Genomic DNA, 25,237 nt, shown 5'->3' with positions numbered 1-25,237 from the left:
TTCGTCTGGCGACGCGATGCCCCGCCGTCGTCGAGACGAAACGTTGAGACACCCCCGACGCACAGCGTCGGTGTGAACCGGTATCGATCACTCGGGCTGTTTCTCGCGCTCGCCGCCATCTGGGGGTCGGCGTTCATGGCCATCAAGGCGGGGCTGGCGTTCTTCCCGCCGGTGTTGTTCGCCGCGGTCCGGTACGACATCGCGGGCGTCGTGATGCTCGCGTACGCGGTGTACGCCACCGACACACCGGTGCCGCGGGGGCGCGACCAGTGGGCCGAGGTGCTCGTGGGTGCGGTGCTGCTCATCGCGGCGTACCACGCCCTGTTGTTCGTGGGGGAGGCCGACGACGCCGTGACGAGCGCCGCCGCCGCGGTCGTGGTGAGTCTGAGTCCGGTGCTCACCACCGGGTTCGCCCGGGCACTGTTACCCAGCGAGCGCCTCACCGTCGTCGGCGTGGTCGGTCTCCTGCTCGGCCTCGTCGGCGTGGCGGTGCTGTCTGACCTCGACCCGGCCAACCTCCTCGCCGGCGGCACCATCCCCAAACTGCTCATCCTCGGCGCCGCCGCGTCGTTCGCCCTCGGGAGCGTGATCACCCGTCGGATCGACTCCGACGTGCCCATCGAGACGATGGAGGCGTGGGCGATGCTCCTCGGCGCGCTGCTCATGCACGCCGCCTCCGCCGGCCTCGGCGAGTCGGTCGCGAGCGTGGACCTCACTCTCGACGCGGTGCTGGCGCTCGCGTATCTCTCGCTTGCGGCCAGTGCGCTCGGATTCTTGATCTACTTCGACCTGCTCGACCGGCTCGGGCCGATCGAGATCAACCTCGTCTCGTACGTCGCGCCCGTGTTCGCCGCGCTGTCGGCGTGGCTGTTCCTCCAGGAGGTGCCGGACGCCGCCACGGCTGGCGGGTTCGTGCTTATCTTCGCCGGGTTCGTCCTGCTCAAGCGGGACGCGATCCGTCGCGAGGTCGGGAAGCTGACCGGGGGCGACCCGGCCCGCGCGGACTGACCGACCCCCACGGCGTCCCCACCTGACGACGCCTCACTCGGTGTCCGAGCCGAAGTCCAACAGCGGCGAGTCGGGGTTCTCACACCCGTCGCGACCACACACGCCGGCGTCGTCGCCGGCCCGCTCGACGCCCGCCGCCAGCCGCTCGATATCCCAGTCGACGAGGTGCCCCGCCGTGCGTTCGTGGTCGGCCACCGCCGTCCGCGCGCGGCGCAGCGAGTCGTACGTCTCCGCGAGGTCGCAGTCGCGACAGCGGACTCTGACGACTGTCTCCATCAGATCGGTCGTGCGTGCTACAGCCGGGTAAGCGCGTCTATCGTGTGGTCGACCGGCGCCGTGCTCCCCAAGCGTCTGACTGGGTGTGGTGCGAGACGAGAACGAACCGGGACAACGTGATGGGCAGCACGTGCCGATCGGAGAGCTCACCGTCGTACTCGACGGTTATCCGGGTCCTACTTATCAACGGATGGCCGCACGTTCATCCTAATGCTGAACAACGGACAGGAGTCGGACGGACGCGGCGCGGTGACGCCGTCGACTGTCCGGATTGCGGTCGTCGGCGTCGGGCGCATCGGCATCCACCGCGCGGTCACGTTCGCCGAGGCGGGTGTGGACGTCGTCGGCTACGACGTAGACGAGTCGCGGATCGCCGCGTACCGACGCGGCCACGACCCGACCGGAACCGTCGACGACGAACGGCTCGCGGCGGCGACCTGTTCGTTCAGCGCCGACCCGGAGTGCCTCGCGACCGCCGACCTCGTGTTCGTCGCCGTCCCGACGCGCCACGCGCCCGACGCGGGCGAACCGCACGCGACGATCCGATCGGTGGGTAGGACCGTCGGCGAGCACTGCGCTCCCGGGGCGACCGTCGTGCTCGAATCGACGGTGCCGCCGGGGACGACGGCGGACGTGTTCGCGCCGGCGGTCGAGGGTGCGTCAGACCGCGACGCGGGCGCGTCGGTCGACGTCGCGTACGCTCCCGAGCGGTTCTCGATGGGCAGTTCCGCCGCGGAGTGGCGCGCGGAACCCCGACTCGTCGGCGCCGACGTCCCCGCCGTCGCCGCCCGCGTGGCCGCGGCGTACGAACTCGTGTACGAGACGGTCCACGTCGTCGAGGGGACGGCGGTCGCCGAGGCCGCGAAGTGCGTCGAGAACGTGTACCGCGACGCCACCATCGCCGTCGTGAACGAACTGGCGAGCGCGCTGGCGGCGCTCGGCGTCGATGCCGACCGGGCGCTTGCGGCGGCGGCGACGAAGCGGAACGTCCCGAATCTCGAACCGGGCCTCGTGGGCGGGCAGTGTCTCCCGGAGGACCCGCTGTTGTTCGCCGATCGGGTCGGCGACGTCGGCGAGTCGATGCCGCTCGTGCGGACTGCGCGCGCAGTCAACGAGGGCGTCGTCGACCGCGTCGCCGACACCACGGTCGCGGCACTCGCCGCACGGAAGCGCCGCGTCGGTCGCGAGTCGCCGCGTCCGCAGGCGACCGGTCCGCCGGTCGAACACGCTGCAGTCCTCCCGGACGGTGCCGGCGACTCGTCGGACCCCGTCGCAGCGGCAGACACAGGTCCAGACCCGTCAGGGGAGTCGGAGACTGTCGTCCTCGCGGGACTCGCGTACAAGCCGGACGTGAGCGACCTCTCCGGGAGTCGGTGCGGTGAGGTGGCGACGCGACTCGCCGAGCACGGCGTCGACGTCGTCGGCTACGACCCGCTGGTCGACGCCGACACGGCCGACCGCTCGCTTCCGTTCCCCGTCAGCGAGACGGACCCCTTCGACGGGGTCGACGGCGTCGTCGTTCTCGTCGGCCACACGGCGTTCGACGACCTGTCGCCCGAGTCGATCGCGAACGCCGCGGCGCCCGACCCCGCGGTCGTCGACCTGCCTCGAGCGTTCGACCGCTCGACCGCTTCGCGAGCGAACGTCGTCTACAGGTGTCCGTGATGTTCCGCGGGCACACCGTCGCGGTCGTCCTCCCGGCCCACGACGAGGCGGCGTTCGTCGGCGACGTGCTCTCGGCGATCCCACCGTGCGTCGACCGCGTGTACCTCGTCGACGACGCGTCGACGGACGACACGGCCACCGTCGCGCTCGACGCCGCCGACCCGACGACCGACTCCCGTCTCCCGGTCGACCCCGCCGAACGACCCGCCGCCAACGACGCCGCGAGCGCCACGGCGGCGGCCCGGGTGCTCGACCGCCGGACGATGTCGACGGACCGACGCGGGCGACTCCGCGTCCTCCGCCACGGGGCGAACCGGGGCGCCGGCGGGGCCGTCGTGACGGGCTACCTCGCCGCACTCGCAGACCGGGTCGACCTCGTCGCGACGGTCGACGCCGACGGTCAGATGGACCCAACGCACCTCACGCGACTGCTGGACCCACTCGTCGAGGGCACTGCCGCGTACGCGAAGGGGACGCGACTGCGCCGGCGCGCCGACCGTGCGGCGTTCCCCGTCGTCAGGCTGGTCGGGAACGCTCTCCTGACGGGCTTGTCCCGGGTCGCGACCGGATACTGGTCGCTCTCGGACCCGGTGAACGGCTTCACGGCGATGACCGGGCGGGCGCTCGCAGCCGTCGACCCGGCGTCAACGTACGAGGGGTACGGGTACGGGATCGACGTGCTCGCTCGCCTCCGGGCGGCCGACGAAGCCGTTATCGACGTTCCCCACCCGAGCGCGTACGGCGACGAGTCGAGCGGGATCGACCTCACGACGTACGTCCCGCGCGTCTCCCGACTGCTGGCCGTCTCCTTCCTCGGGCGGATCCGGCGCGAACACCTCAGCAGCCGACTCGACCGGTCGACCCCCGTCGACGCGGGTCGCTGGACGCTCGCGGGTGCCGCCACGGGGATCCGATCACTGGTCGGTGTGCTCGGCGGCGCCGGGAGTGGAGGTGATCGCCCGTGAGAGTTCTGTTCGACGTGACGCACCCGGCGCTGGTCCACCTGTTCGCCGTCCCGGGGGCGCTGTTGCGCGAGCGCGGTCACGAGGTGGTCGTCGCCGCCCGCGAGAAAGACGTGACGACGCACCTGCTCGACGCGCAGGATCTGCCCTACACCGTGGTGTCGCGGGCGGGGTCGGGACCACTGTCCCGCGTCGGCGAACTGCTCCAGCGCGAGGTCGGGTTGGCGCGTCTCGCCCGTGGGGTCGACCCGGACGTGGTCGTCAGCCAGGTCGACCCCGCCGCGGTCCACGTCGCCCGACTCGTCGGCGCGCGTGCGGTGGTGTTCGACGACAGCGAACCCGAACACCTCGCGGCGTCGATCACCCACCCGTTCGCCGACGTGGTGTGCACGCCCGCGAACTTCCGCCACGACGTGCCGAACCAACGGCGCTACGACGGATTCCACGAACTCGCGTACCTCCATCCCAACCGCTTTTCGCCCGACTCTGACGTCCTCCGCGAGCACGGCGTCGACCCGGACGAACCGTACGCAGTCGTCCGCTTCGTCTCGTGGTCCGCCCACCACGACGTCGGGCGCCGGGGCTTCTCGCTCGACGGCAAACGCGAGTTGCTCGCCGGACTGGCCGAACACGGCCGCGTGTTCGTCTGCCGAGAGCGGGTGACGGCCGAGGGTGCCGACGTCGTCGACACGGCACCCATCCCGGGCGTTGAGCCGTGTCCCGTGCCGCCCGAGGCGCTCCACGACCTGCTCGCGTTCGCCGACTGCTACGTCGGCGACTCACAGACGATGGCGACCGAGGCGGCCGTGCTCGGGACGCCGGCGGTCCGCTCGAACGGCTTCGCCGGTGCCGACGACATGAGCAACTTCCACGAGTTAGAAGACGAGTACGGGTTGCTGACATCGGTCGCGGACGAGGGCGAAGCGGGGGCGCTCGCGGTCGAGACCCTCCGAGACCCTCCGCACGAGACGCACGCGAGACGGCGGGACCGACTCGTCCGAGAGAAAATCGACGTGGCGGCGTTCGTCGCCGACGTCGTGGAGGGGACGGCGTGAGAGTCTGGTCGGTCGTCGGCGTCCGCCCGGAGTTCGTGATGGCGACGCCCGTCGCCCGCGAACTCGCCGCCGGCGGCCACGACGCGACGCTGGTTCACACCGGCCAACATCACGACGACGCCCTCTCGACGGTGTTCTTCGAGGAGTTGTCGCTGCCGGTGCCGGACCACTCGCTGGAGGTCGGATCGGCCTCCCGCGTCGAGCAGGTCGCCGTCGGTGTCGAGCGCCTCGTCCCGCTCCTCGACGCCGACGACCCCGACGTGGTCCTCGTCTACGGCGACACTACCTCGACCCTCATCGGCGCGCTCGCGGCGCGGGCGACGGGGACGAACCTCGCACACGTCGAGTCGGGCCTGCGCAGTGGCGACTGGCGGATGAGCGAGGAGCGCACGCGCGTCCTCGTCGACCACGTCGCCGGACTCAGGCTGGCGCCGACGCCTGCCGCGGTCGCGACCCTGGAGGCCGAGGGCGTCACCGAGGGCGTGCGGTGCGTCGGCGACGTGCGCGGCGACGCCGTCGCGATGACGCGCACGGTGGCTGCGGCGACGCCCGAAACGCCCGCCGAGTTCGTGCTGGCGACGGTCCACCGCGCGGAGACCGTCGACGACGCGGCGACGCTCCGGGCCGTGCTCGCGGGGCTTGCAGGGTCGTCCCGGCCGGTCGTCCTCCCGCTACACCCGCGGACGGCCGACCGCCTCCGCGAGCACGGCCTGTACGAGTGGGCCGCCACCCGCCTCACGCTCGTCGAGCCGACCGGCTACCCGGCTTTCCTCCGACTCCTCGACGAGGCCACGGCGGTGGCGACCGACTCGGGCGGCGTCCAGCGCGAGGCCAGTTACCTCGGGACGCCGTGCGTCACGCTCCGAGAGACGACGGAGTGGACCGGGACGGTCGAGCGAGGACACAACACGCTCGCGGGGACCGACAGCCGGTCGATTCGGTCGGCGGTCGACGACGCGGTAGCCGACTCCGGCCACCCGGCAGACCCGCCGACGGGCGCCGCCGCCGCCATCGTCGAGGCGGTGGAGGCGTGGCGGCCGGTCGACCGCGAGGCGGAGACACCGCCGCTCGTGGGCGTCCGCTGATGCGCGTCCTCGAGCTCGTCCCGAGCGCCGACTCGAACGCCTACCGCGGCCAGGTGCGCGCCCTGCGCGAGTGCGGCGTCGACTGCGAGACGCTCGCCGTTCCCGGGTCGCACGATCCCAGTGGGGGGACCCGGTCGCCGCTCGACTACCTCGTCCACCTCGGGCTGACGATACGAGCGGCGCGTGGGTCGTTCGACCTCGTGCACGCCAACCAGGGGGTCGTCGCGCCCGCAGCGCTCGCGACTGGTCTGCCGACCGTCGTCTCGCTGTGGGGGACAGACCTGTACGGCACGATCGGTCCGGTCAGTCGTCGGTGTGCGGCCCGCGCGGATGCGGTCGTCGTGATGTCCGAGCGGATGGCCGACGACCTCGGGGCGGTCGACGCGCGGGTCGTCCCCCACGGCGTCGACACGGAGACGTTCCGCCCGTCGGACCGCCACGCCGCCCGCGAGCGTCTCGGCTGGGACGACGACCGGGCGCACGTCCTGTTCCCGTACGACCCGGCGAGATCGGTCAAGGACTTCCCGCGTGCGCGGCGCGTCGTCGGCGCCGCCGGCGACCGTCTCGACCGCGACGTCGTGCTTCACGTCGTGACGACGGCTCCCCACGACGCGATGCCGACGTACCTCAACGCCGCAGACGCGTTGGTGCTCACCTCGCGACACGAGGGGTCGCCCAACGCGGTGAAGGAGGCGCTCGCGTGCGGCCTGCCAGTCGTCGCCACGCCCGTCGGCGACGTGCCCGACCGGCTCGCCGGCGTCACACCCTCGGCGGTTGCCGACACCGACGACGGGCTAGCCGACGCGCTGGCCGCCGTCCTCGCTCACGGCGGTCGGTCGAACGGTCCCGAGGAGGTTCGAGACCTGACTCGCGCGCGAACCGCGCGGGACCTCGCTCGCGTGTATCGGGAGGTGGCAGCCGATGCGTAGACACGAGGTGTACGCGCACGCCGCCCGGTCGCTGGTGGCCGACTGGCTCGGGACTCGGTCGGGGTCGACGCCGGACACCCACCTCGACTCGCGGCACCTCGGTGACGCACTCGACGGGTTCGACGCCGACACCGTCGTCGTGTACGCGGGGCTGTCGGACCTCGCGGCGGCGTTCGGCGGCGACCCGTACGAACTGCTGCGCGACGCGCTCACCGACCGATTCGAGACGGTGCTCACGCCGGGGTTCACGTTCTCGTTCCGGGAGACGGGGCACGTCGACCTCGACCGCGCGCCGCCGGAGGTCGGCACCTTCGGCGAACGGTTCCTCGACGACGCCGCCTTCCGCACCGCAGACCCCGTGTTCTCGCTCCTGGGGCTCGGTCGCGACCCGTTCGACAGCGCGGACGCGGGGCACAGCTACGCCCCCGGTGGGTACTGGGACGCCCTCCACGACCGCGACGCGTTGTACCTGAACGTCGGGACCGGGCGATTCCGCTGTTCGGTGTTCCACGTCGCCGAGTACCGCCACGACGTGCCGTACGTCTCGACGGCGACGTATCGCGGGCGCGTCACTCACGAGGGGGAGACGCGCCGGGTCGTCCACCGCGCACCCGTCGACGACCACTACCGCCGCTTCGCGCGCCGCCGCGTGTGCGACGACCTCGGCGAGGCGTTGGTCGACCGGTCGGTCGGCGGCGTCAGGGTACAGGGGTGTCGCGCGAGCGACGTTGACGACCTACTCGACGACCGACTCGCGGCCGACCCGTACTACCTCGTCACCTGACCGTCGGGTAGCCTCGAGGGCTGACCGGTCGAGTCGAGGCCGAGCGCCTACTCCTCGTCGTCGTCGCCATCGTCGCCGTCGGCGGGGTCCTCGTCCGCTCCCGGTGGTCGACGAGCGATGCGGTCGAACAGCGACTGCGCGCGCGACAGTCGGGCGTCGGTCTCCTCGGGGCGGTAGGTCGCCGCCACCAGCGACCCGTCGGCGACCTCGACCGTGACGGCGGCGTTCGCGTGTCGGGCCTCGCTGGGCAGCGCAGACGGGTCGACGAGGAGTTCGTAGCGACCGTCGTCGGCGTCGATCTCTAGCGCCGCCAGTCCGTCTTCGATCCGGTCGACGACGGCGGCGTGTTCGCCGTCGGGCACGTCGCTCATCGGTACTCCTCCCGAAGTACCTCGTCGCCTTGGGCGTCCCGGACGATCACGGTGTCGCCGCCGTTGTTCCAGACCGCCGCCCCTGAGCCCCAGTACAGCGTGCTGTCGGTGTCGGTACCGCTCCCGGTGTACAGCGTCACCCGAGCACCGGCGGCGAGCGTCGTCCCGGCTGGCACGGTGTAGGTGTGGTCGGCTTCGTCGCTGACGGTCCACCCGGAGAGGTCGAGCGGGTCGTCGCCGGTGTTCTCGAACACGAGGTACTCGTCGTTCAGGTTGTCGTGGTCGTTCCCCGCGGCGTCGGCGTGAATCTCCACGAGCGCGAGCGAACTACTTCCCGACGGGGCTGCCGTCGACGACTCGGTGCCGCCGTCAGTCGCGGTCGCGGTCGGCGTTCCTGACGGCGTGACTTGCGCCGTCGCCGCGCCGTCGGCGTCGACCGTGTAGCGAACCGTCGTCGGCGTGGTGTCGCCGAGGTCTATCGCCGGCGCGTCGCGGAGGCGGTCGGGGTCGGTTGGGGCGCCGCGCTGGGTGGCCACCGTGACCGTCTGGCCGTCGCTCGCGAGCACGACGTGGCCGTGGGTCGCCGTCCAGAAGGTGGTGACCGACCGGGCCGCGAGTCGGTCGAGCGTCTCGTCGCTCGGGTGACCGTACTGGGAGTCGTAGGCGCTCGACACGACGACCACCGCGGGCGCGGCGGCGTCGAGGAGCGCGTCGCCCGTGCTGGAGGCGCTCCCGTGGTGGCCGGCTTTCATGACCGTCGTTCGCAGGGCCGCGCCGTACTCGGCGACGACGTACGCCTCCTCGTCGTCCTCGGCGTCGCCGGTGAACAGGAAACTCGTGGCGCCGTACGAGACCAAGAGGACGATGCTGTTCTCGTTGCGGTCCTCGTTCTCCAGGTACGGGTCAGGCGGTCCGAGCACCGACACCGCTACCCCGTCGAACGGAATCTGGTCGCCCTCGCGCGTCTCGTACAGCGTCACGTCGTACGCGACCACGGCGTCGAGGTACTCCTCGTACGTCCGGGTTCCCGAGGCGATTCCGGGGTCGTACACCGCGCCCACCCCGTCGCCCTCAGTCTCGAAGTACTCGATGACGGCGGCGTTGCCGCCGATGTGGTCGGCGTCCGCGTGAGAGACGACGAAGTAGTCGATGCGCTTGACGCCGAGTCGCTGGAGGTACGCCAACACGTACTCCCCGTCGTCGGTGAAGTGCCCGGAGTCGATCAGCATCGTCTCCCCGGTCGGTCCGACGACGAGCGTGGCCACCGACTGGCCCACGTTGATGAAGTGGACCTGGAGACCGCCCTCGACGGTGGTCGCCGTCGCCGCCGCGGTGTCGACCTGTCCGGTCGTGGCGTCCGTGCCGCTCGTGGGGTCGGCAACGGGCGTCGCACCGCCCAGACACCCCGCGAGCACCACGATGACGACGACGAGTAGGGCGTGTCCGCGTGCACCGTACATGCACGGGGTACGCGACACGTCGATATAGCGCTACGTTCACCGATGCTGTCAGACGACTTGTACTTGAGAGGGGTCATCCCTCGTTCATCCCTTGATGTTCGCCACGGGCCGTGTGCGGGCGACCTTCGTCCCGATGTCGAGGGCGTCGCTGACGCGGATGACTTCGTCGACGTCCTTGTAGGCGCTCGGCGCCTCCTCGGTGAGTGTCGCCCCTGAGCGCGCACGAACGTACACCCCCTGCTCCCGGAGAGTCCGCTGGAGTTCGCCGGCGTCGTACTCGCGTTTCGCCTGCGTCCGGGACATGACGCGCCCGGCGCCGTGGGCGGTCGACCCGAACGTCAGCTCGAGCGACCGGTCGCCTCCGCACAGCACGTACGACGAGGCGCCCATACTCCCGGGGATGAACACCGGTTGGCCAACGTCGCGGTACGCCTCGGGCACCTCCTCGCGCCCCGCGGGGAACGCCCGAGTCGCCCCCTTCCGGTGGACGAGCACCTCGTCCTCCCGGCCGTTTACCTGGTGGCGTTCCTCCTTGGCGACGTTGTGACACACGTCGTAGACGAGTTCTACGTCGGTCACGCCGAACGTCCGCTCGAACACCTCGCGGACACCCTGCGTCATCGCCTGCCGGTTCGCCCACGCGTAGTTGGCGGCGGCGTACATCGCGCCCTTGTAGTCGTCGGCGACCTGCTCGCGCAACGGCGCGTAGATCAGCTGTCGGTCCGGGAGCGACTCCGCGATTGCCGGGAACGACCGCTCGAAGCGGCGGATGTACTCGGTGCAGGTCTGGTGGCCCAGTCCCCGCGACCCCGAGTGGATCATCACGACCACCTGGTCCTGTTCGAGGCCGAACGCCGCCGCGATCTCGCGGTCGTACACCTCGGCGACGCGCTGGACTTCGAGGAAGTGGTTGCCCGAACCGAGTGATCCGACCTGGTTGAGGCCACGCGTCAGTGCCTCCGGTGGCACCTTACGCGGGTCACCCGGGAGGCTCCCGTTCTCCTCGCAGTGGTCGATGTCGTGGGTCGTCGCGTGCTCGTGCTCGCGCATCCACTCCAGTCCACCCGCGAGGATGCCGCGCAGGTCGTCCATGTCGGTGTCGAGGTACCCACCCTTCCCGAGGCCGCACGGGATCGTCTCGAACAGACGCTCCACGAGCGTCTGTTCATGACCCACGACGTCGTCGTACGTCAGCGGCGTCCGCAACAGGCGGACGCCACAGTTGATGTCGAACCCGATCCCGCCGGGACTGATGACACCCTCCTCCGTGTCGACGGCCGCCACGCCACCGATGGGGAAGCCGTACCCCTGGTGGCCGTCCGGCAACACGACCGCGAACTTCTGGATCCCGGGGAGCGTCGCCACGTTCCGTCCCTGCGTCAGCGTGAGGTCGCCTTCGAGGCGCATCTCTTCGATGAGCGGTTCCGAGCCGTAGACGCGGACGGGGACGCGCATGTCCCCCGTCCGGGCGATCTCGTAGACGTTCGCTGCGACCCGTTCGAGCTGCGGGTGTTCGCTCATGGTCCGATCAGGTCGCCCCGACGCCGGACCCCCCGAAACTGGTGGCCTCCCCCACGCTTCGTTCCCCGACCGCACCGCCGACTGCCGTGCCAGCGAAACACTCGCATGACTGTCGATTCGGTGGCACGCACGGTAAGCACCGACGACGGTTCGCACGGCGAGGGGACGGCTTGTCCCGAACAGTTGATCGCTACCCGGTGACCACCGACCGCAGTTCGGTCACCACGATAACAGTCTCTCTGGGCGTGTCGTGATCTATGGTCGACACAGCTACCGAACAGGTGGGTATCCGGGCCGACGGCGTCCGACTCGAGGGTGAGCTCGTCGTCCCCGGTGGCGCGACCGGACTGGTCGTGTTCGCCCACGGGAGCGGCAGCAGTCGGCACAGTCCACGGAACAACGCCGTCGCGTCGGTACTCCGCGACCACGGACTGGGGACGCTGTTGTTCGACCTGCTGACCGAGGAGGAAGATCGGGAGTACGAGACACGGTTCGACATCGACCTCCTCACGGAACGGCTGCTGGCGGCGACCGACTGGCTCCGCGACCGCGAGGGAACGCGCGACCTGCACGTCGGCTACTTCGGGTCGAGCACCGGCGCGGCGGCAGCGCTCCGTGCGGCCGCCGAGCGCGGGGACGACGTCGGTGCAGTCGTCTCGCGTGGTGGCCGTGTCGACCTCGCGGCCGACCAACTGCCCGCGGTGACGGCACCGACCCTCTTCCTCGTCGGCGGCGCAGACACGACCGTCCTCGAACTCAACGAGGAGGCGGCGTCGCGACTCACGTGTCCGAACCAGTTGACGGTGATCGAAGGCGCCGGCCACCTCTTCGAGGGGCCGGGTGAACTCGAACGGGTCGCCGACCTCGCGGCAGAGTGGTTCCGACGGCAGTTGGCGTGACTGTGGGTCGGCTCCCTCCTCGTCGCCTCGGGCGACGCGTCGCCGCGGTGATCACCGATCGATGCTGAATCAGTCTCGCTCGCGAGTGCCCAGACTGCTCGCCCCCAGTTTCGCGTCGGCCCACCTCACCACGGCGACGAGGACGCTGACCAGAAGCACCCCGACGCCGCTGTAGAAGAGCACCCTCGATAGCTTCGTCCCTCCGAGCATGAGAGTCTCTGGAGTGAACACACCGAGAACTACGAGCGCGAGCCCGAACCAGACTACCTCGCTCAAACGAGAGGATTCGGAGCGGGGATTCGCCATGCCGTATCGTGAGCAATCGACGTGATGAACCTTCGTACCACCGGGTTCGCTGTGGACGCGAGTGTGGGACCGATGGGGATTCCCACCCGGCACTGCACCACCCGAACCGCTGAGTGCGGTGGATGGGGTGGAGTAACTGCATCTCTCCACAGCCAGATATTCACATATGTACATATGTGCCAATCTGCTGCCTCCTCTTCGACCGCCGTCACGCACTCACCGCCACGACCACTTTCACCGTGCTACCCGACTCGTTAACACCCGACGCCCACTGTGTCCGAGTCGTGCCGCCGGCTCAGTCGCCACCGAACACCGCCCCGAGGACCGACCCCCCGTTCACCGTCCACACCGAGGCAGTCCCCGCGCTCGTCGACAGGGCGGCGCGAGTTCCCGAGGCCGCCGAACTCGTCGTCACGCCAGAACAGCTCCACCGTCGGAACCTGCGTGACCGGCTGCGACGGGCCGACGCGCCGCAGAGCGCCTTCCGGTTCGTCCAGCCGGTCGACGTCGCCCGGCAGGTCGCGGGTGCCGCGAACGCCCCCACGGAGCGACTCGACCGGGTCGACAGACTGTACCACCTGGACGGCGCCCTCGACGACGCCCGCGACCGCGACGCCGAGTGGTGGCGTTCGCTCGCCGTCTCGATGGGGGCGGACCTCACGGCCGCTGTCGAGGCCGTCGAACACCTCCGCAACGAAGTCGAGACGACCACCGGATTCCACCCGGACCGCCTCGCCACGCTCCGGGAGCGTGCCCGCGAACTCGGGGCACCCGACCGCGACGACGCGCTCGCGCGTGTCGACGCCGCCGTCGAACTCCAACGAGCCCTCGCCCGCCGGGTCGAGGTCGCGCCGACTGGCGACGCCGTGACGCGCGGGGCGACCCGCAAACTGGCGGCGCACGGCCAGTCGCTGTGGGCGGAGGCGTACCCGAACGTCGAGCGCGTCACCGTCGCGGGCGTGAGCACCGTCGGTGCCACGCTCGCGGACTTGCTCGCGGTCCTCAGCCGCCGAACGGACGCGACGGTGGGACTCCACCTCCGCCACGCGACCGGTGACCGACTCGCCGACAGACTCGGACAGCTGAGTGCAATCGACGCGCCCGGCTCGACGGTGGTCGACGCGTGACCCACTCGACCACTCCGTTGGCAGTGACGGCCCGGACCCGTGCGGACGAGGCGCGCCGCGCCCTCGAGGTCGTCGCCGACCACGTCGACGACGGCACTGCTGTCAGTGACATCGCCATCGTCGCGCCGGACCTGTCGCGGTACGAGGCGGCCTTGACGGACGCGGCCGCCGATTACGACCTGCCGACGGCGGCGTGGACGCAGCTTCCGCTCACCGACACGCTTCCGTACCGGCTCGTCGCCGCGGTCTGTCGCGTCCTCGTCGACGACCCGTGCACGCACGATACGCTCCTCGCACCGCTTGAGTACGAGTGGATTCACCCCGATGCAGTCGACGCGACCGGGGCGACGGGCACGACTGGCGCGACCGACACGGTCGACACCGACCCGGTCTCGACACCGGCGGTCGCGCGACTCCGCCGGACGCTCGCGGACACGGAACTTCCGCTCGACGAGTGGCGAGCGGTGATCGATGACGCCGGGGCCCCGAGTGGGGTCCAGCGCTACCTCGGCTGGGTCGCGAGCCAGCGACAGGGTAGCGGGCCGACGCCGCAGACGGTTCGGCGGACCCTCAGTGGCGTGCTCGCCGCATACGAGGAGACGGTGCTGCCCGCTCGCCGAGACCGCGACGGCCCGCAGTTGACCGACACCGCACAGACCGCCCGGGCGGTGGTCCGGATGCGTGACCTCGTCGGCGAAGTCGCCGCGAAGTACGGCGACCGCCTCGACGCCGGCGACGACGCCTCGTGGGCGACGGTCGAGCGGCTCGCCGAGCAGATCGCGGGCCTCCACGCCGGTCGACGCGAACACGCGAACGCCCGGGCGCTCGACCTCGTCGGCGCCAACGACACGTGGGCGCTCGCTCGGCCGGTCGTGATCGTCGTCGGTCTCCGCGACGGCGAGTGGCTCCGGCGAGAGCCGCGCGCACTCCCCCGCTCGCTCACCGAGCAGGTCGTCGCCGGTGACGGCGACGATGGAGCCCTGGCCCCGCGGGCCGGGTGGTCCGACGCCGGCGTTCGCGACCAGTTCCACGACGCCGTCACTGCGGCCACCGAGACGCTCGTCGTCTCGCGTCACCGACTCGACGCGGACGGGACGCCGTGTCCGCCGTCGCCGTTGCTGGCCGCGTTGGAGACGGAGCCGTACGACTCGGCGTGAAGCGAGTGATGCGTGATGCGTGGAACGAGACAGAGAACTGCCCGCTCGGTCGAAATGTGGGCCCGACGGCCCACGACGCACTACCTTACGACTCGTCCGCCGGCGCGCGGTCTCGGCCGACCGCCTTCGCCACGGTGAGCAGGTAGCCGAGGCCGTACTGCACCTCCGGGTCTCGCAGGGCGCGGGCCATCCCGAGCGGCCCAACCCGTTCGGCCTCGCTCTCTTCGGCTGCGCCGACGCCGTCGAGGAGTCGCTCGACACCCGCCCGCGTGTCGTCCTCAGAAGCTGTCTGGGCGACCTCTGCGAGGCCACTTCCGGTGCTCGCGAGCGTCCGGACCATCTCGTCGCTCAGGGCCGACGAGGCGAGGGCACCGATCTGCGCGAACTCGGCGAGGTCGTCGAGTGCACCCGACCGCTGGAGCGTCACGAGCGTGTCCATCGCGTCCGCGAGGTCCTCGCCGTTGTCGCCGACGGCGGCCGCCAGCGCCACGGTCTCGTCGGTGGCCAGGCTGTCGGCCGACTCCGCGAGCGTCGCGCCGGTCGACGACAGCTCTCTGACCATCTCGTCGCTGAGGGCGTGCTCGCCGAGCGCGATGACGTCCAGCAGTTCGTTGACCGCGTCAAGTCGGTCGACGAACTCGGCGACCGCCTCGGGGTTCTCGGCGATGGCGTCCGCGAGTTCGTCCCGGTGGACGGCTTCGGAGTCGGCCATCTTACAGTAACCCCCGTGCGGTCAGCCAGTACGACTCGTTGTACGCGAGCTTCGACCAGTGGAGCTTCGTCGACGGCGGCGCCGGCGACGGCGCGCGGTCGTAGCTGAACTCCACGAACGACGCCTCGTCCATCCCAGTCTCGATGAAACACAGCGTCTTGCCGTCGTACGTCGCCGTCGCGGGGCGGCCCCGGAGGTCGCTGGCGAGGCGCTGGGCGACGACGCCGGCCTGGTAGTGGGCGACGCTGCCGGCGTTGGGCACGCCCGTCGCCGCGGTGTCACCGAGCGCGTACACGTCGTCGGCGGCTTGCGCTTCCAGCGTGTGCTTGTCGACGTCGACCCAGCCGTTGTCGCCGAGTCCGGCCTCCGCGATCATGTCGACGCCGGCGTGGGGCGGGATCGAGACGAGCAGGTCGTACTCCAGTTCCGTCCCCTCCATCGACTCGATCGTCTGTGCGTCGGGGTCGACCGACTCGGCGTTGAAGAACGTCTCGACGTTGATGTCGCGTTCTTCGAACTTCGGCTGGGCCCACTCTGCGATCTGGGGGTTCCCGTGGACCCGGTTGATCGGGTAGGTGTACGTGATGTCGATGTCGTCGCGGAGCCCGCGGTCGCGGAACCACGCGTCGGCCATGAACACGAACTCCAGCGGCGCCGCGGGGCACATGTGGGGCGTACCGATCACGCTCAACACGAGGTGCCCCTCGGTGAACGACAGCAACTCCTCGCGGAGCGCTTCGGCCCCCGGCTCGCTGTAGAAGTCGTGCCCGCCGTCGACGAGCCCTGGCACCTCCGCTGGCTGGAGCGTCGACCCCGTCGCGAGGACGAGGCGGTCGTACTCGACGGGTGCGTCGCCGTCGCGGACGGCCAACTCCTTCGCGTCGGTGTCGATGGCCGTGACCCGGTCGAGCACGAGGTCGATCCGGTCGTCGATCAGTTCCGAGAGCGCCCGTCTGCCGTCTTCGGGCTCGCGGAGCCCGAACGGGACGTACAGCCAGACCGGCTTGTAGACGTGCTCCGGGTCGTCGTTGATCAGCGTTACGCGCACGTCGCCCGCGTCGATCTCGGCGTCGAGCCGCTCGGCGAGGTCGTTCGCCAAGACGCTCCCCCCGGTTCCGGCACCGACGATGACGACGTGTTCGGTCATGCTTTCCTCACGAGGAACTCGTACCGGCCGTCTTCCTCGACCGTCTCGATCAGCTCGTTCCCCGACTCGTCGACCCACTCGGGGACGTCCGTCGTCGACTGGTCGTTGTCGCTCAGCAGTTTGATCACCGCACCCGACTCCGCCCGCTTGACTGCCCCGATGAGGTCCATCAACGGCCCTGGGCACGCAGCACCCGTCGCATCGACAGTCTTGTCGACTTCTGTCGCTCGTTCGCTCATTGTTACAGGTGGGTGTACGACGAGTGGCGTTGTTAGTATTGCGCTTGGTTCCCAATTTTTGGGCGTCGAATCCATCGGCTCTCAGTCGCGGCGTGATTGACCCTCCGGCGGGTTTGCACGCTCGAGACCCGTCACCGTCTTCCCGCGTTCGCCCGGCTTCGCCACTGTCGTAGCTACCCATAACTTACACATCCCTATCGGTGGGTTACACAGATACAGTATTGGACCACGATTGCAAAACCGTTATATCCGTCCTCCGGATACGGAGAGACGTGAAGATCACATGAGGCGCACAAGACTGCCCCGGGGTGGGGCCTGATGCTGGGGCTCGAGAGTCTGAGCGGGAACGCGCTCGCGGCGGCGCTGATCGGACTCGTTCTGGCCGAGGCTATCGTCCTGTACGTCGGGTACGGGCTGCTGGAATCGACGCTCGGAAAGCGAATCACCGATCTGCTCAGAGGTGTCTGAGATGGAGATTCTCGGCGTCGCGGTCGAACTCCTCGCGATGTTCGCGGGGTTCGGCCTGCTGATCGGTGTCCTGTTCGGGTTCTTCGGAATGGGTGGATCGTTCCTCGTCACGCCCGCACTCCTCGTGATGGGTTACGACGCGAACGTCGCGGTCGGTTCTGGCCTCGCGTTCGTGTTCGGTACCTCCGTCATCGCGACACTGAAGCACCGTGACCTGGGACAGGTCGACTACAAACTCGGGGTCTTGATGATCGCGGGCACAACTGGTGGGATCGAAGTTGGGAAGATCGGATTGGAGTACCTCCAACACATCGGACTCGCTGACAGCGTCGTCAGCGTCGCGTACGTGGGGCTACTCGGTTCGATTGGTGCGTTCGTCACCTACACCGCCATGAAGGGCGGTGGCGGTGGGATCTCCCACGACGTCGACGAGACTGACGACGACGCGGACGACATTCCCGCGATCGCTCAGAAGATCCAGTCGTATCACATCCCGCCGATGATCTCGGTGCGCGGGGGCTTCACCGTCTCGCTGTGGATGGTGCTCGCCGTCGCGTTCGCGACCGGGTTGTTGTCCGGGTTCCTCGGTGTTGGCGGCGGCTTCATCCGCATGCCCGCGCTGTTCTACCTCGTCGGGGTTCCTGTCCCCGTGGCGGTCGGGACTGACCTGTTCGAGATCGTCTTCTCGGGCGGGATTGGGTCGTTCCTGTACGCCCAATCTGGCGCGGTCGACCTCTCTATCGTCGTCCCGCTGCTGGCGGGCAGTGCGCTCGGTGCCCGCATCGGCGCGGGCGCGACGAGTCTGGTGAACGAGGACGACATCAAGGTGTACTTCGGCGTGATGCTGCTGCTCGGCGCACTCGCGGTCGCGGTCCGCCAGGTTGGCGGCTACCTCGGCATCGAGTTCTTCGACGTGGTCAGCCTCGTCATCATCCTCGGCGCAGCGCTGTTGGTGAGTGGTGCCGTCATCCTCAGCAGTATCCGCGAACTCCGCAACGAGTCGGCGTCCTCCGAGCCGACGACCGCCGACTGACGCGACGGCGATTCGGCTCCAGTCGCGTTCGGCGCACCGATTTCTGACCGGGGGATGTCTGAATCTCCCAGTGGTCGAGCGGGGAGAGGTGGTTTTGGTGTTGTGCAATTTTCACCAAACTATATCCGGCGTGCCAGCGTACACGTAACCATGAGCCAACGCATCGCGGTCGTCGACGCGTCGCTCGGAGACACGCCCGCTGAGGCAAATCTTCGTCGCGAACTCGACGCCGACGTGACCGTGTTCAAAGCCAGCGACGGCGACCTGCCGCCGTCGGTGTCCAGTCCGGACTGGCGGTTCGACGGCGTCGTCATCAGCGGCTCGCAGGCGGCGGTGTACGACGACCGCGAGTGGATCCACGAGTTGACCGACTGGTTCCGTCGCGTCCACGAGGCCGACGTCCCCGTTCTCGGAATCTGTTGGGGGCACCAGTTCGTCGCGCAGGCGCTCGGCGGGCGCGTCGTGGACATGCTGGAGTACGAACTCGGGTACGAGTCGATCTCGCGACTGGGAGAGGACCGGCTGTTCGATGGACTCCCGACTGAGTTCGTCAGCTTCGAGACCCACTCCGACCGGGTCGCCGAGGTCCCGCCGGGCGCGACGACGCTGGCGAGGAACGACGTGGGTGTGCAGGCGTTCCGCGTCGGGAGCGCCTACGGCATCCAGTTCCACCCGGAGTACGACCGACAGACCGCGGAGTGGGTGACAGAGGGCAAGGACCTCCCGGACGAGCGGATCCAGGCGGTCCTGGACGGGATCAACGACGAGAACGTCGCCACCGCCCGGGAGGCGAAGCGCGTGTTCGACAACTTCCACGCCATCGTCGCGGGACACCAACCCGTGCGGTCAAGGGTGTGACGCGCTGGTGACGGCGGCGAGACGGCATCGCGGTCGTACACAGGTGCGGCCCTCGGTAGTGGTCAAGACGAGACGGGACAGAGCAGGGCGCCACCGAACACGATTTGTACCACGGACCGCGTCTCCAGCGTCAGTGCACGATTCATGAAGGTACGACCGTTCACCCCGAGAGATGCCGACGCCGTCTTCGAGGTGCATCGACGTGCGTTCGGCGGGCAGACCGTGGAGTCGTACATCGTGCAGCGAATCCACGACGCTCGAAAGGCCGTGGTCTCGCTCGTGGCGACTGTAGACGACCAGATCGTCGGCCACGTCCTGTTCTCCCCGACGAGCGTAGACGACCACGGAGCGAGTGTCGAACTGGTCGGGTTAGGGCCGGTCGGTGTGCTACCAGATCGGCAGGGCCAGGGGGTCGGCTCGGCGCTGATTGAAGGGGGGATACAGCGGTGCCGGGAGGCCGGCGTCGACGCGGTGTCCGTGTTGGGCGACCCCGGGTACTACGCCCGCTTCGGCTTCGAACGGGCGAGCGACTACGGACTCGGCAACGAGTTCGGGGTCGACGACGAGTTCATGGTCTACCCGTTGCACGGAGGTGCGGTAGATGACGTAGACGGTGTCGTCACCTACCACCCGGCGTTTCCCAAAGCGGAGGAGTAGATCGTCCCGGGATCCGTGGATCCAGGCTGTTCGAACGAGACAGCCCACGGGACCACAAGTCGGTGACGGTGCTGTGGACGAGTCCACCGATGCACACACAGAGACGCACGGCGCCGGCCACGGTTATGGCCCCCGGCCGCGTCGGGCACGGAGTGGACGCACACGAGTATCTCGACGGTGGAACGGTGCGGGTCGCGCCGGAGACGTACGCGGTCTGTCGGCTGGACCCGGGGGCAACACCCCCTCCAACGGCGTTCGCGGTCCTGCGCGACGAGACTGAGACGACGGTCGTCGTCGACCAGGATGCAGGCGCCCCGGCGGCTGCGACGGAGGTAGCTCGCGACTGGCGGCGCCTCACCTTCGAGATGGAACTCCCGTTCGACCTCGTCGGCTTCCTCGCGCTCGTCGCCGGAGAGCTCGCCGACGTGGGCGTCTCGATCTTCGCGCTCTCGTCGTACTCGACCGACCACGTCCTCGTGAAGGAGGACGATCTTGCGACGGCGACCGAGCGGCTCGACGACCTCGGCCGTGTGGTGGTGTGACAGGCGGTGCGGAGACGCCCCGACGCGCCCAGCCACCCTCGAACACCGCTCAACCGACGAGCGTCACGCCGATCAGGCTCCCGACACCGTACGTGAGGATCGCGGCGGCGAGCCCGATGCCGACCTGTCGGAAGCCGGAGTACCACACGGACCGGCCGGTCAGAAGCGTGATCCCGGCGCCGATGACGAACAACGCCCCCGCGCTCAACACGAGACTCGCTGCGACGGCAGCCAGCCCACGGAGGACGAAGAACGGGAGGACCGGGACGATGGCACCGAACGCGAACAGCACGAACGAGGTGGCGGCGGCCTCCCACGCAGAGCCACCCAGCTCCTCAGGGTTGATGCCGAGCTCTTCGCGAGCGAGCGTGTCCAACGCCATCTCCTCGTCGGCGATCAACTGGGCGGCGACTTCTCGGGCGCGTTCCTCGGAGAGTCCTTTCGCCTGGTAGATGAGGGCCAGCTCTTCGGCCTCCTCTTCGGGGACCTCGGCGAGCTCTTCGGCCTCGATGCCGATCTGTCGCTGGTACAGTTCGCGTGAACTCTGGACCGAGAGCCACTCACCCATCGCCATCGACCCCGAACCAGCCAGCAGTCCGGCCAGCCCCGTGATCAGAATCGCCGTCGACTCCAGCGCGGCGCCGGCGACGCCCATCACGAGACTGAGATTCGAGACGAGCCCGTCGTTCGCACCGAGCACGGCTGCACGGAGCGCGTTTCCGCTGGTCGCACGGTGGCGACCTTCGAGCTGTGCGAGTGTCTCTCCCCGCGCACCGTCTCCAGGCGTCTCTGCGATGAGCGACAGCAACCGGTCGTGGGAGCGTTCGTCGGCGGCCAGTCCGGTTCCGGTGGTTTCCGGTTGCGTCGCGTAGTCACTCGCCCCCACTGCCTCACCGGCTTGCATCGAGGAGACGACGAACGCGGGGCCGAATCGACGGGCAAGCCACGCGAGCACGCTGGCTCGCAGGGTCGGGGCGACGTCTCCCGGCGTGTGGCCGGCCTCGCGAATCTTTTCGGCCCAGAATTCCGAGTGGGTCCGCTCCGTCTCCGCCAATCGCCGGTACACCGTCGCGATCTGGGGTTGCGATTCGGCGCCAGCCATCGCATCGTAGACGGTCGCGCTGTCGATCTCGTCTTGTCGATTTCGACGATATCGATCGACGTCCTCGGTACTCGTCATTGGTTGAACACATCGACAGCAGAGGACTTAGTGATAGAGTAGGACACGCAGATCGCTGAATCGGGTCGTCCAGGAGAGCACGGACAGGAGGGTGGGACTGAGTCACTCGAATCGGACGCGCCCGCCCCGCCGACGCCGTTCACTTCCACCACGGTTGGCGCACCGTTATCCAGTGGGGCCACACGAACGGTGTATGCCCTCGTCGTCCACCAAGGCCCCTCCAGACCGCGACGACCTCAACGACGCACAGAGACGACTCGTCGACGCGGCGCTGTCGGCAGACACCGGCCTCTTCGTCCAGTCGTCGGTGCCCGGGTCGGGGAAGACGTACGCGGGGAGTCGACTCGCCGCGGAGTACGTCGTCCGGCGCGCCGCCGCCGGCGTCGCCCGCCCGACCGCCGGCCTCGCAGTCACCGCGTTCAACCGCGACGCCGCCAACGACCTGCTTCCGGAGATCACCGAGTGGATCCAGTGGCTCGTCCACACGGACGCGACCGACGCCGGCGCGAGGCTCACTGCCGCGGACGCAGACGAGGTGATCGCCGCGCTGCGGCGCTCGTCGACCGTCGGGACGATCGACGCCGTCCTCCAACGGGTGTTCGACGACGTCGCTCCCGAACTCGGCTTCGACCCGGACGTGCGCGTGGTCGACGGCCACGCGGCCGACCGACTCCACGCGAGCGCGTTCGAGGCTGTCACCACCGATCCCAACCTCGCCGCCGCAGTCGAGCGGCTCCGAACGGCGTATCCACAGCGCTCTGACGACGACGACGACCGCGTCGCGTCGATCCTCGAGACGGTGTTCAAGAGTGCTCGCGACCAGCGGTGGGACGGCAGAGAAGTGGGGCGACGGCTCCGCGAGGGGCGTGACGCGTGCTATCCGGACGGCCCGCCCGCGTCGCTGGCGGACATCGAGCGCGACATCCGTCGGTTCGACGACACCGACGCCGAGTTGCGCGCTGCCGACCTCGCACACGCTCCTGACGCCGTCGTCGACGCCGACCGGCGACTGTACGCCGAGTGGGGCGACCGGATCGACGACCTCGTCGCCGTCTACCGCGCGTACGTCGCCGCCTACGACCGGGTGACGCGCGAGCGAAACGTCATGAGCCACATCGACCGCGCCTACTGGGTCGCACGCTACTTCGACGACCCCGAGTGTGCCCACCGGCACGCAGACGACGGTGACCACCACCTCGTCGCCGCTCGTCGCGACCGTCTGCGCGAGCGGTGGCGCTCGCGGATCGACCTGCTGGTCGTCGACGAGGCGCAAGACGTCTCCGCGGGCCAACACGCCGCGCTCACACCGCTCGTGACCGACGACGCACGCGTCGTGCTGTACGGCGACCCCTTCCAGACCATCTACACGTGGCGCAACGCCAGTCCGACGCTGTTCGGGCAGGCGATCGCCGACGGCGAGTACCTCGGGCACCAGTGGGACACCCACGAAGTCGAGCCAGCCACGACGACGTACCGGCAGCGCCCGGCGCTCGCACGACTGGTCAACGGCGTGTTCGGGCCGGCGCTCACCGACGACAGCCGCGGCGTCGACCCCGCCGTCGGGGCAACCTACGAGGCTCTCGACCCGGTCCGCGACGACACGGACGAGCCGCACGTCCACGTCCCGACGTTCACGCCGACGACCGGTGCAACCCACATCAGTAACTGGCACAACCCGAGAGACGGAGAAGGGTCTGCCGGCGCGCTTGCGACGTACATCCGGGGGGCGCTCTCGGCAGGACAGTTCGGCGACCCGGACGACTGCCGACCCATCCAAATGCTCCTCCGCGGTACGAACCAACTCGACGCGATTCGGGACGCCTTCGAGACCAATGGCCTGTCGGTCGGCGTCGCCACCCCAGTGTTCGCCGCGCCGCTCGCCAGCGCGGTCGTCGCGCTGTTCGAGTGGCTCGTCGACCCGACCGACGAGCCGCGGACGCGACGCCTGTTGACGGCCTCGGCGTTCGCGAACGCCGGCGAGGTCCGCGAGACGCTCGCGCCGACTATCGAGGACCACGAGTGGGACGTGCACGCGGCTGCCGCCGCCGAGGCGTGCGATGGAGTCGCCGCGACGGTGCTCCAGGAGTTGGCAACCCTCGCCACCGACACGGCCGATCGCAGACGACAGTCGGCGAGTGCGCTCGCCCGGCGCGTCTGTCGGCTGCTCGACCCACACACCGACCCGCTGGGTTTCCAGCCCGACGCGACACCCGAGCAGCGACTGCGCGTGCGTGACGCGCTCGTCGAGGAAGTCGCGTCACTCGACGGCGCGGACGTCCGGTTCCCGACCGTCGTCGAGAGACTCGCCGCGATTGACGGGACTCCCGGCGACGGGCCGGACCTCGCAGTCGACACGGCGGCGCACGACGTGGTCTTCCGGACGGTCCACACGTTCAAAGGCGACGAGGCTGGCGTCGTCGCGCTCGCCGACCCCGCGCAAGATGCACGCTACGGGACGGCCTACCGGAATTCCGTGGTCGCCCACGGTGAGACGCTGGCGGTGTGTCCGCCCGATATCGAGGACGCGACTGGCGCCAGTACACAGGCGCTGTGTGCCTACAATCACGGCCTGTTCGCCCAGGATACGGACCAGTCGCCAGCCCAGCCGCCTAGCCGGTCCTCGGGCCTCCGGTGGGCGACCAATCGGATCCGGACGGACGACCCGACCGCGACGCGATTCGCCGGTCCGGCGCCGTTCGCGGCGGTCGCGGCGGCCAACCGCGCCGAGCACTGGCGGGTCGGCTACGTCGCCGCGACGCGAGCGCGCGACCACCTCGTCGTTCCAGTCGAGCGGCGCGACGAGTGGGACCCGACGCGGTCGTGGAGTCACGCGCTGGGGTCGGCCCTCGGGGTGGGCAGCGACGCACGGAAGATGACGAGGAGCGTCACGGTCGACGGGTCAGCCGTGCTCGTCTCCGAGAACGACGCGCCCGGACGGAGCCCCCTCGACACCGTCCCCGAGTTGCGGCCTCGGTCCTCGGGTCGTCCACGGGCGGCTCCGACCCAGATCGGCGACGGCCCTCGACGCGAGTGGCTTCCGCGGTTCCTGAACCCGAGCACGTTCGCGCCGCTGGTCGACGACCACGAGCGGTACGTGCTCGACCACCTGCTGCACGCGCAGTTAGACACCGAGAGTGGCGACCTCGACCCGGATCTGGGCCTCGACTTCGAGACGGTGCCGCCGGGGCGCGTCGGCCGGATCGCCCACGACACCATCGCGAGCGCCGTCCGCGAGGGAGTTTCCGAACGCACGCTCCGGCAGGGCGGCGACGCGGCGATGGCCAGTATCGAGTGGGCGTGTCGGCGCGACGAGCGCGAGTTCGGGGCGATCCCAGACGACGAGCGCGCGTCGATCATGTCGTACCTCGCGACGACGATCCTCCCGCAGTTCGCGGCCTCCGCGCTGTTCGACCGGATCGCCGCCGCCGACGCGGTGTTCGTCGAAGAACCACTGGAGACGGTCGTCCGCGTCGACGGCGCCGACGTCGAGGTTCGTGGTCAGGCCGACTTCGTGTTGCGAGACGGCGACAGGTGGCGCATCGAGGACCTGAAGGTCGCGTTCGCCGACGGGACCGACGAGACGGACGAGCGGTACCGCGTCCAGTTGGCGACGTACCGGTGGGTGTTGGCGAAGCAGGAGGGTGTCGACCCCACCTCGATCGACGCGAGCGTGAACTCGCTCGGGTCACGTGTCGGCAGTGTGGTCACGGTGGGCGACGAGTACGACGGCGCGCGGGTAGCGGAGTTGCTGGAGCGCCTCGGGTCCGTGACGTCGACACCGTAGGTGATCGAACCG

The 25,237-nt window shown here is 69.7% G+C and carries 25 protein-coding genes; 16 read left to right on the top strand and 9 right to left on the bottom strand.

Translation table 11 applies throughout. The features are described from left to right. Nucleotides 1–72 precede the first annotated feature (72 nt). A complete protein-coding gene (locus P0R32_RS16795; RefSeq protein WP_276239793.1) occupies nt 73–1,008 on the top strand; it encodes a DMT family transporter in 936 nt (311 codons plus the stop codon). 33 nt (nt 1,009–1,041) lie between these two features. On the opposite strand, the gene P0R32_RS16790 is transcribed toward P0R32_RS16795, so the two are convergent. Then, complete coding sequence (locus P0R32_RS16790; protein ID WP_276239792.1) at nt 1,042–1,284, bottom strand: DUF7542 family protein; 243 nt, start codon at nt 1,282–1,284, stop codon at nt 1,042–1,044. A 210-nt stretch (nt 1,285–1,494) separates the two neighbouring features. Here P0R32_RS16790 and P0R32_RS16785 point away from each other — a divergent pair, with 210 nt between their 5' ends. Genes P0R32_RS16785 through P0R32_RS16760 form a run of 6 tightly spaced genes read left to right on the top strand, consistent with a single transcriptional unit; the run spans nt 1,495 to nt 7,764 of the window. Beyond that, nucleotides 1,495–2,949, top strand: coding sequence for a nucleotide sugar dehydrogenase (locus P0R32_RS16785; RefSeq protein WP_276239791.1), 1,455 nt, complete (start codon nt 1,495–1,497; stop codon nt 2,947–2,949). After that, a complete protein-coding gene (locus P0R32_RS16780) occupies nt 2,949–3,914 on the top strand; it encodes a glycosyltransferase family 2 protein (RefSeq protein WP_276239790.1) in 966 nt (321 codons plus the stop codon). The genes P0R32_RS16785 and P0R32_RS16780 overlap by 1 nt, the downstream gene beginning before the upstream one ends. Next, nucleotides 3,911–4,966 carry a DUF354 domain-containing protein gene (locus P0R32_RS16775; protein WP_276239789.1) on the top strand — a complete coding sequence of 352 codons (1,056 nt, stop codon included), beginning with the start codon at nt 3,911–3,913 and terminating at the stop codon, nt 4,964–4,966. The genes P0R32_RS16780 and P0R32_RS16775 overlap by 4 nt, the downstream gene beginning before the upstream one ends. Beyond that, nucleotides 4,963–6,051 (top strand): non-hydrolyzing UDP-N-acetylglucosamine 2-epimerase, encoded by a 1,089-nt coding sequence (wecB, locus tag P0R32_RS16770; RefSeq protein ID WP_276239788.1) that lies wholly within the window; start codon nt 4,963–4,965, stop codon nt 6,049–6,051. Before P0R32_RS16775 ends, wecB begins: the two co-directional genes overlap by 4 nt. Then, the gene (locus P0R32_RS16765) at nt 6,051–6,980 is read left to right on the top strand and encodes a glycosyltransferase (RefSeq protein ID WP_276239787.1); all 930 of its coding nucleotides are present in this window, start codon (nt 6,051–6,053) and stop codon (nt 6,978–6,980) included. Before wecB ends, P0R32_RS16765 begins: the two co-directional genes overlap by 1 nt. Continuing rightward, complete coding sequence (locus tag P0R32_RS16760; protein WP_276239786.1) at nt 6,973–7,764, top strand: AAC(3) family N-acetyltransferase; 792 nt, start codon at nt 6,973–6,975, stop codon at nt 7,762–7,764. Before P0R32_RS16765 ends, P0R32_RS16760 begins: the two co-directional genes overlap by 8 nt. Nucleotides 7,765–7,811: 47 nt before the next feature. Here the strand turns inward: P0R32_RS16760 and P0R32_RS16755 are convergent, their stop codons facing one another. From P0R32_RS16755 to P0R32_RS16745, 3 genes are all read right to left on the bottom strand, one after another. Next, nucleotides 7,812–8,135, bottom strand: coding sequence for a DUF3006 domain-containing protein (locus tag P0R32_RS16755; protein WP_276239785.1), 324 nt, complete (start codon nt 8,133–8,135; stop codon nt 7,812–7,814). Beyond that, nucleotides 8,132–9,595, bottom strand: coding sequence for a lamin tail domain-containing protein (locus tag P0R32_RS16750; protein ID WP_276239784.1), 1,464 nt, complete (start codon nt 9,593–9,595; stop codon nt 8,132–8,134). Before P0R32_RS16750 ends, P0R32_RS16755 begins: the two co-directional genes overlap by 4 nt. An 84-nt stretch (nt 9,596–9,679) precedes the next feature. Then, entirely contained in the window at nt 9,680–11,116 is a 1,437-nt protein-coding gene (locus tag P0R32_RS16745) for an RtcB family protein (RefSeq protein WP_276239783.1), read from the bottom strand. A 257-nt stretch (nt 11,117–11,373) separates the two neighbouring features. Between P0R32_RS16745 and P0R32_RS16740 the strand changes: the two genes are divergently transcribed. Further along, complete coding sequence (locus P0R32_RS16740; RefSeq protein ID WP_276239782.1) at nt 11,374–12,015, top strand: dienelactone hydrolase family protein; 642 nt, start codon at nt 11,374–11,376, stop codon at nt 12,013–12,015. Nucleotides 12,016–12,084: 69 nt separating this feature from the next. Here the strand turns inward: P0R32_RS16740 and P0R32_RS16735 are convergent, their stop codons facing one another. Further along, on the bottom strand, nt 12,085–12,321 hold the full coding sequence (locus tag P0R32_RS16735; protein ID WP_276239781.1) for a hypothetical protein: 237 nt from the start codon (nt 12,319–12,321) through the stop codon (nt 12,085–12,087). A 284-nt stretch (nt 12,322–12,605) separates the two neighbouring features. On the opposite strand from P0R32_RS16735, the gene P0R32_RS16730 reads away from it, so the two are divergent. Continuing rightward, the gene (locus tag P0R32_RS16730; RefSeq protein WP_276239780.1) at nt 12,606–13,448 is read left to right on the top strand and encodes a hypothetical protein; all 843 of its coding nucleotides are present in this window, start codon (nt 12,606–12,608) and stop codon (nt 13,446–13,448) included. Beyond that, on the top strand, nt 13,445–14,605 hold the full coding sequence (locus tag P0R32_RS16725) for a PD-(D/E)XK nuclease family protein (protein ID WP_276239779.1): 1,161 nt from the start codon (nt 13,445–13,447) through the stop codon (nt 14,603–14,605). Before P0R32_RS16730 ends, P0R32_RS16725 begins: the two co-directional genes overlap by 4 nt. Nucleotides 14,606–14,690: 85 nt before the next feature. On the opposite strand, the gene P0R32_RS16720 is transcribed toward P0R32_RS16725, so the two are convergent. Genes P0R32_RS16720 through P0R32_RS16710 form a run of 3 tightly spaced genes read right to left on the bottom strand, consistent with a single transcriptional unit; the run spans nt 14,691 to nt 16,703 of the window. Next, the gene (locus P0R32_RS16720) at nt 14,691–15,317 is read right to left on the bottom strand and encodes a helical membrane plugin domain-containing protein (RefSeq protein WP_276239778.1); all 627 of its coding nucleotides are present in this window, start codon (nt 15,315–15,317) and stop codon (nt 14,691–14,693) included. A gap of 1 nt (nt 15,318) precedes the next feature. After that, nucleotides 15,319–16,464, bottom strand: coding sequence for an NAD(P)/FAD-dependent oxidoreductase (locus tag P0R32_RS16715; protein WP_276239777.1), 1,146 nt, complete (start codon nt 16,462–16,464; stop codon nt 15,319–15,321). Continuing rightward, nucleotides 16,461–16,703 carry a sulfurtransferase TusA family protein gene (locus tag P0R32_RS16710; RefSeq protein ID WP_276239763.1) on the bottom strand — a complete coding sequence of 81 codons (243 nt, stop codon included), beginning with the start codon at nt 16,701–16,703 and terminating at the stop codon, nt 16,461–16,463. Before P0R32_RS16710 ends, P0R32_RS16715 begins: the two co-directional genes overlap by 4 nt. A gap of 318 nt (nt 16,704–17,021) precedes the next feature. On the opposite strand from P0R32_RS16710, the gene P0R32_RS16705 reads away from it, so the two are divergent. The 5 genes from P0R32_RS16705 to P0R32_RS16685 all read left to right on the top strand — a co-directional run bounded on the left by P0R32_RS16705 (nt 17,022) and on the right by P0R32_RS16685 (nt 20,261). Beyond that, on the top strand, nt 17,022–17,171 hold the full coding sequence (locus P0R32_RS16705; RefSeq protein ID WP_276239762.1) for a DUF7512 family protein: 150 nt from the start codon (nt 17,022–17,024) through the stop codon (nt 17,169–17,171). Between the two features lies 1 nt (nt 17,172). Next, nucleotides 17,173–18,204 carry a sulfite exporter TauE/SafE family protein gene (locus P0R32_RS16700; protein ID WP_276239761.1) on the top strand — a complete coding sequence of 344 codons (1,032 nt, stop codon included), beginning with the start codon at nt 17,173–17,175 and terminating at the stop codon, nt 18,202–18,204. Between the two features lie 150 nt (nt 18,205–18,354). Continuing rightward, complete coding sequence (locus tag P0R32_RS16695; RefSeq protein ID WP_276239760.1) at nt 18,355–19,062, top strand: type 1 glutamine amidotransferase; 708 nt, start codon at nt 18,355–18,357, stop codon at nt 19,060–19,062. A 144-nt stretch (nt 19,063–19,206) separates the two neighbouring features. Continuing rightward, nucleotides 19,207–19,719 (top strand): GNAT family N-acetyltransferase, encoded by a 513-nt coding sequence (locus P0R32_RS16690; RefSeq protein ID WP_276239776.1) that lies wholly within the window; start codon nt 19,207–19,209, stop codon nt 19,717–19,719. 152 nt (nt 19,720–19,871) lie between these two features. Beyond that, entirely contained in the window at nt 19,872–20,261 is a 390-nt protein-coding gene (locus P0R32_RS16685) for an ACT domain-containing protein (RefSeq protein ID WP_276239759.1), read from the top strand. 49 nt (nt 20,262–20,310) lie between these two features. Here the strand turns inward: P0R32_RS16685 and P0R32_RS16680 are convergent, their stop codons facing one another. Continuing rightward, complete coding sequence (locus P0R32_RS16680; RefSeq protein WP_276239758.1) at nt 20,311–21,441, bottom strand: VIT1/CCC1 transporter family protein; 1,131 nt, start codon at nt 21,439–21,441, stop codon at nt 20,311–20,313. Nucleotides 21,442–21,634: 193 nt separating this feature from the next. Here P0R32_RS16680 and P0R32_RS16675 point away from each other — a divergent pair, with 193 nt between their 5' ends. Then, the gene (locus tag P0R32_RS16675) at nt 21,635–25,225 is read left to right on the top strand and encodes a UvrD-helicase domain-containing protein (RefSeq protein WP_276239757.1); all 3,591 of its coding nucleotides are present in this window, start codon (nt 21,635–21,637) and stop codon (nt 25,223–25,225) included. Nucleotides 25,226–25,237 lie beyond the last annotated feature (12 nt).

The organism is Halobaculum marinum (genome assembly GCF_029338555.1).
GTDB lineage: Archaea > Halobacteriota > Halobacteria > Halobacteriales > Haloferacaceae > Halobaculum > Halobaculum marinum.
The sequence above is the reverse complement of the archived record's forward strand: the minus strand, read 5'-3'. Positions and strand labels throughout refer to the sequence as shown.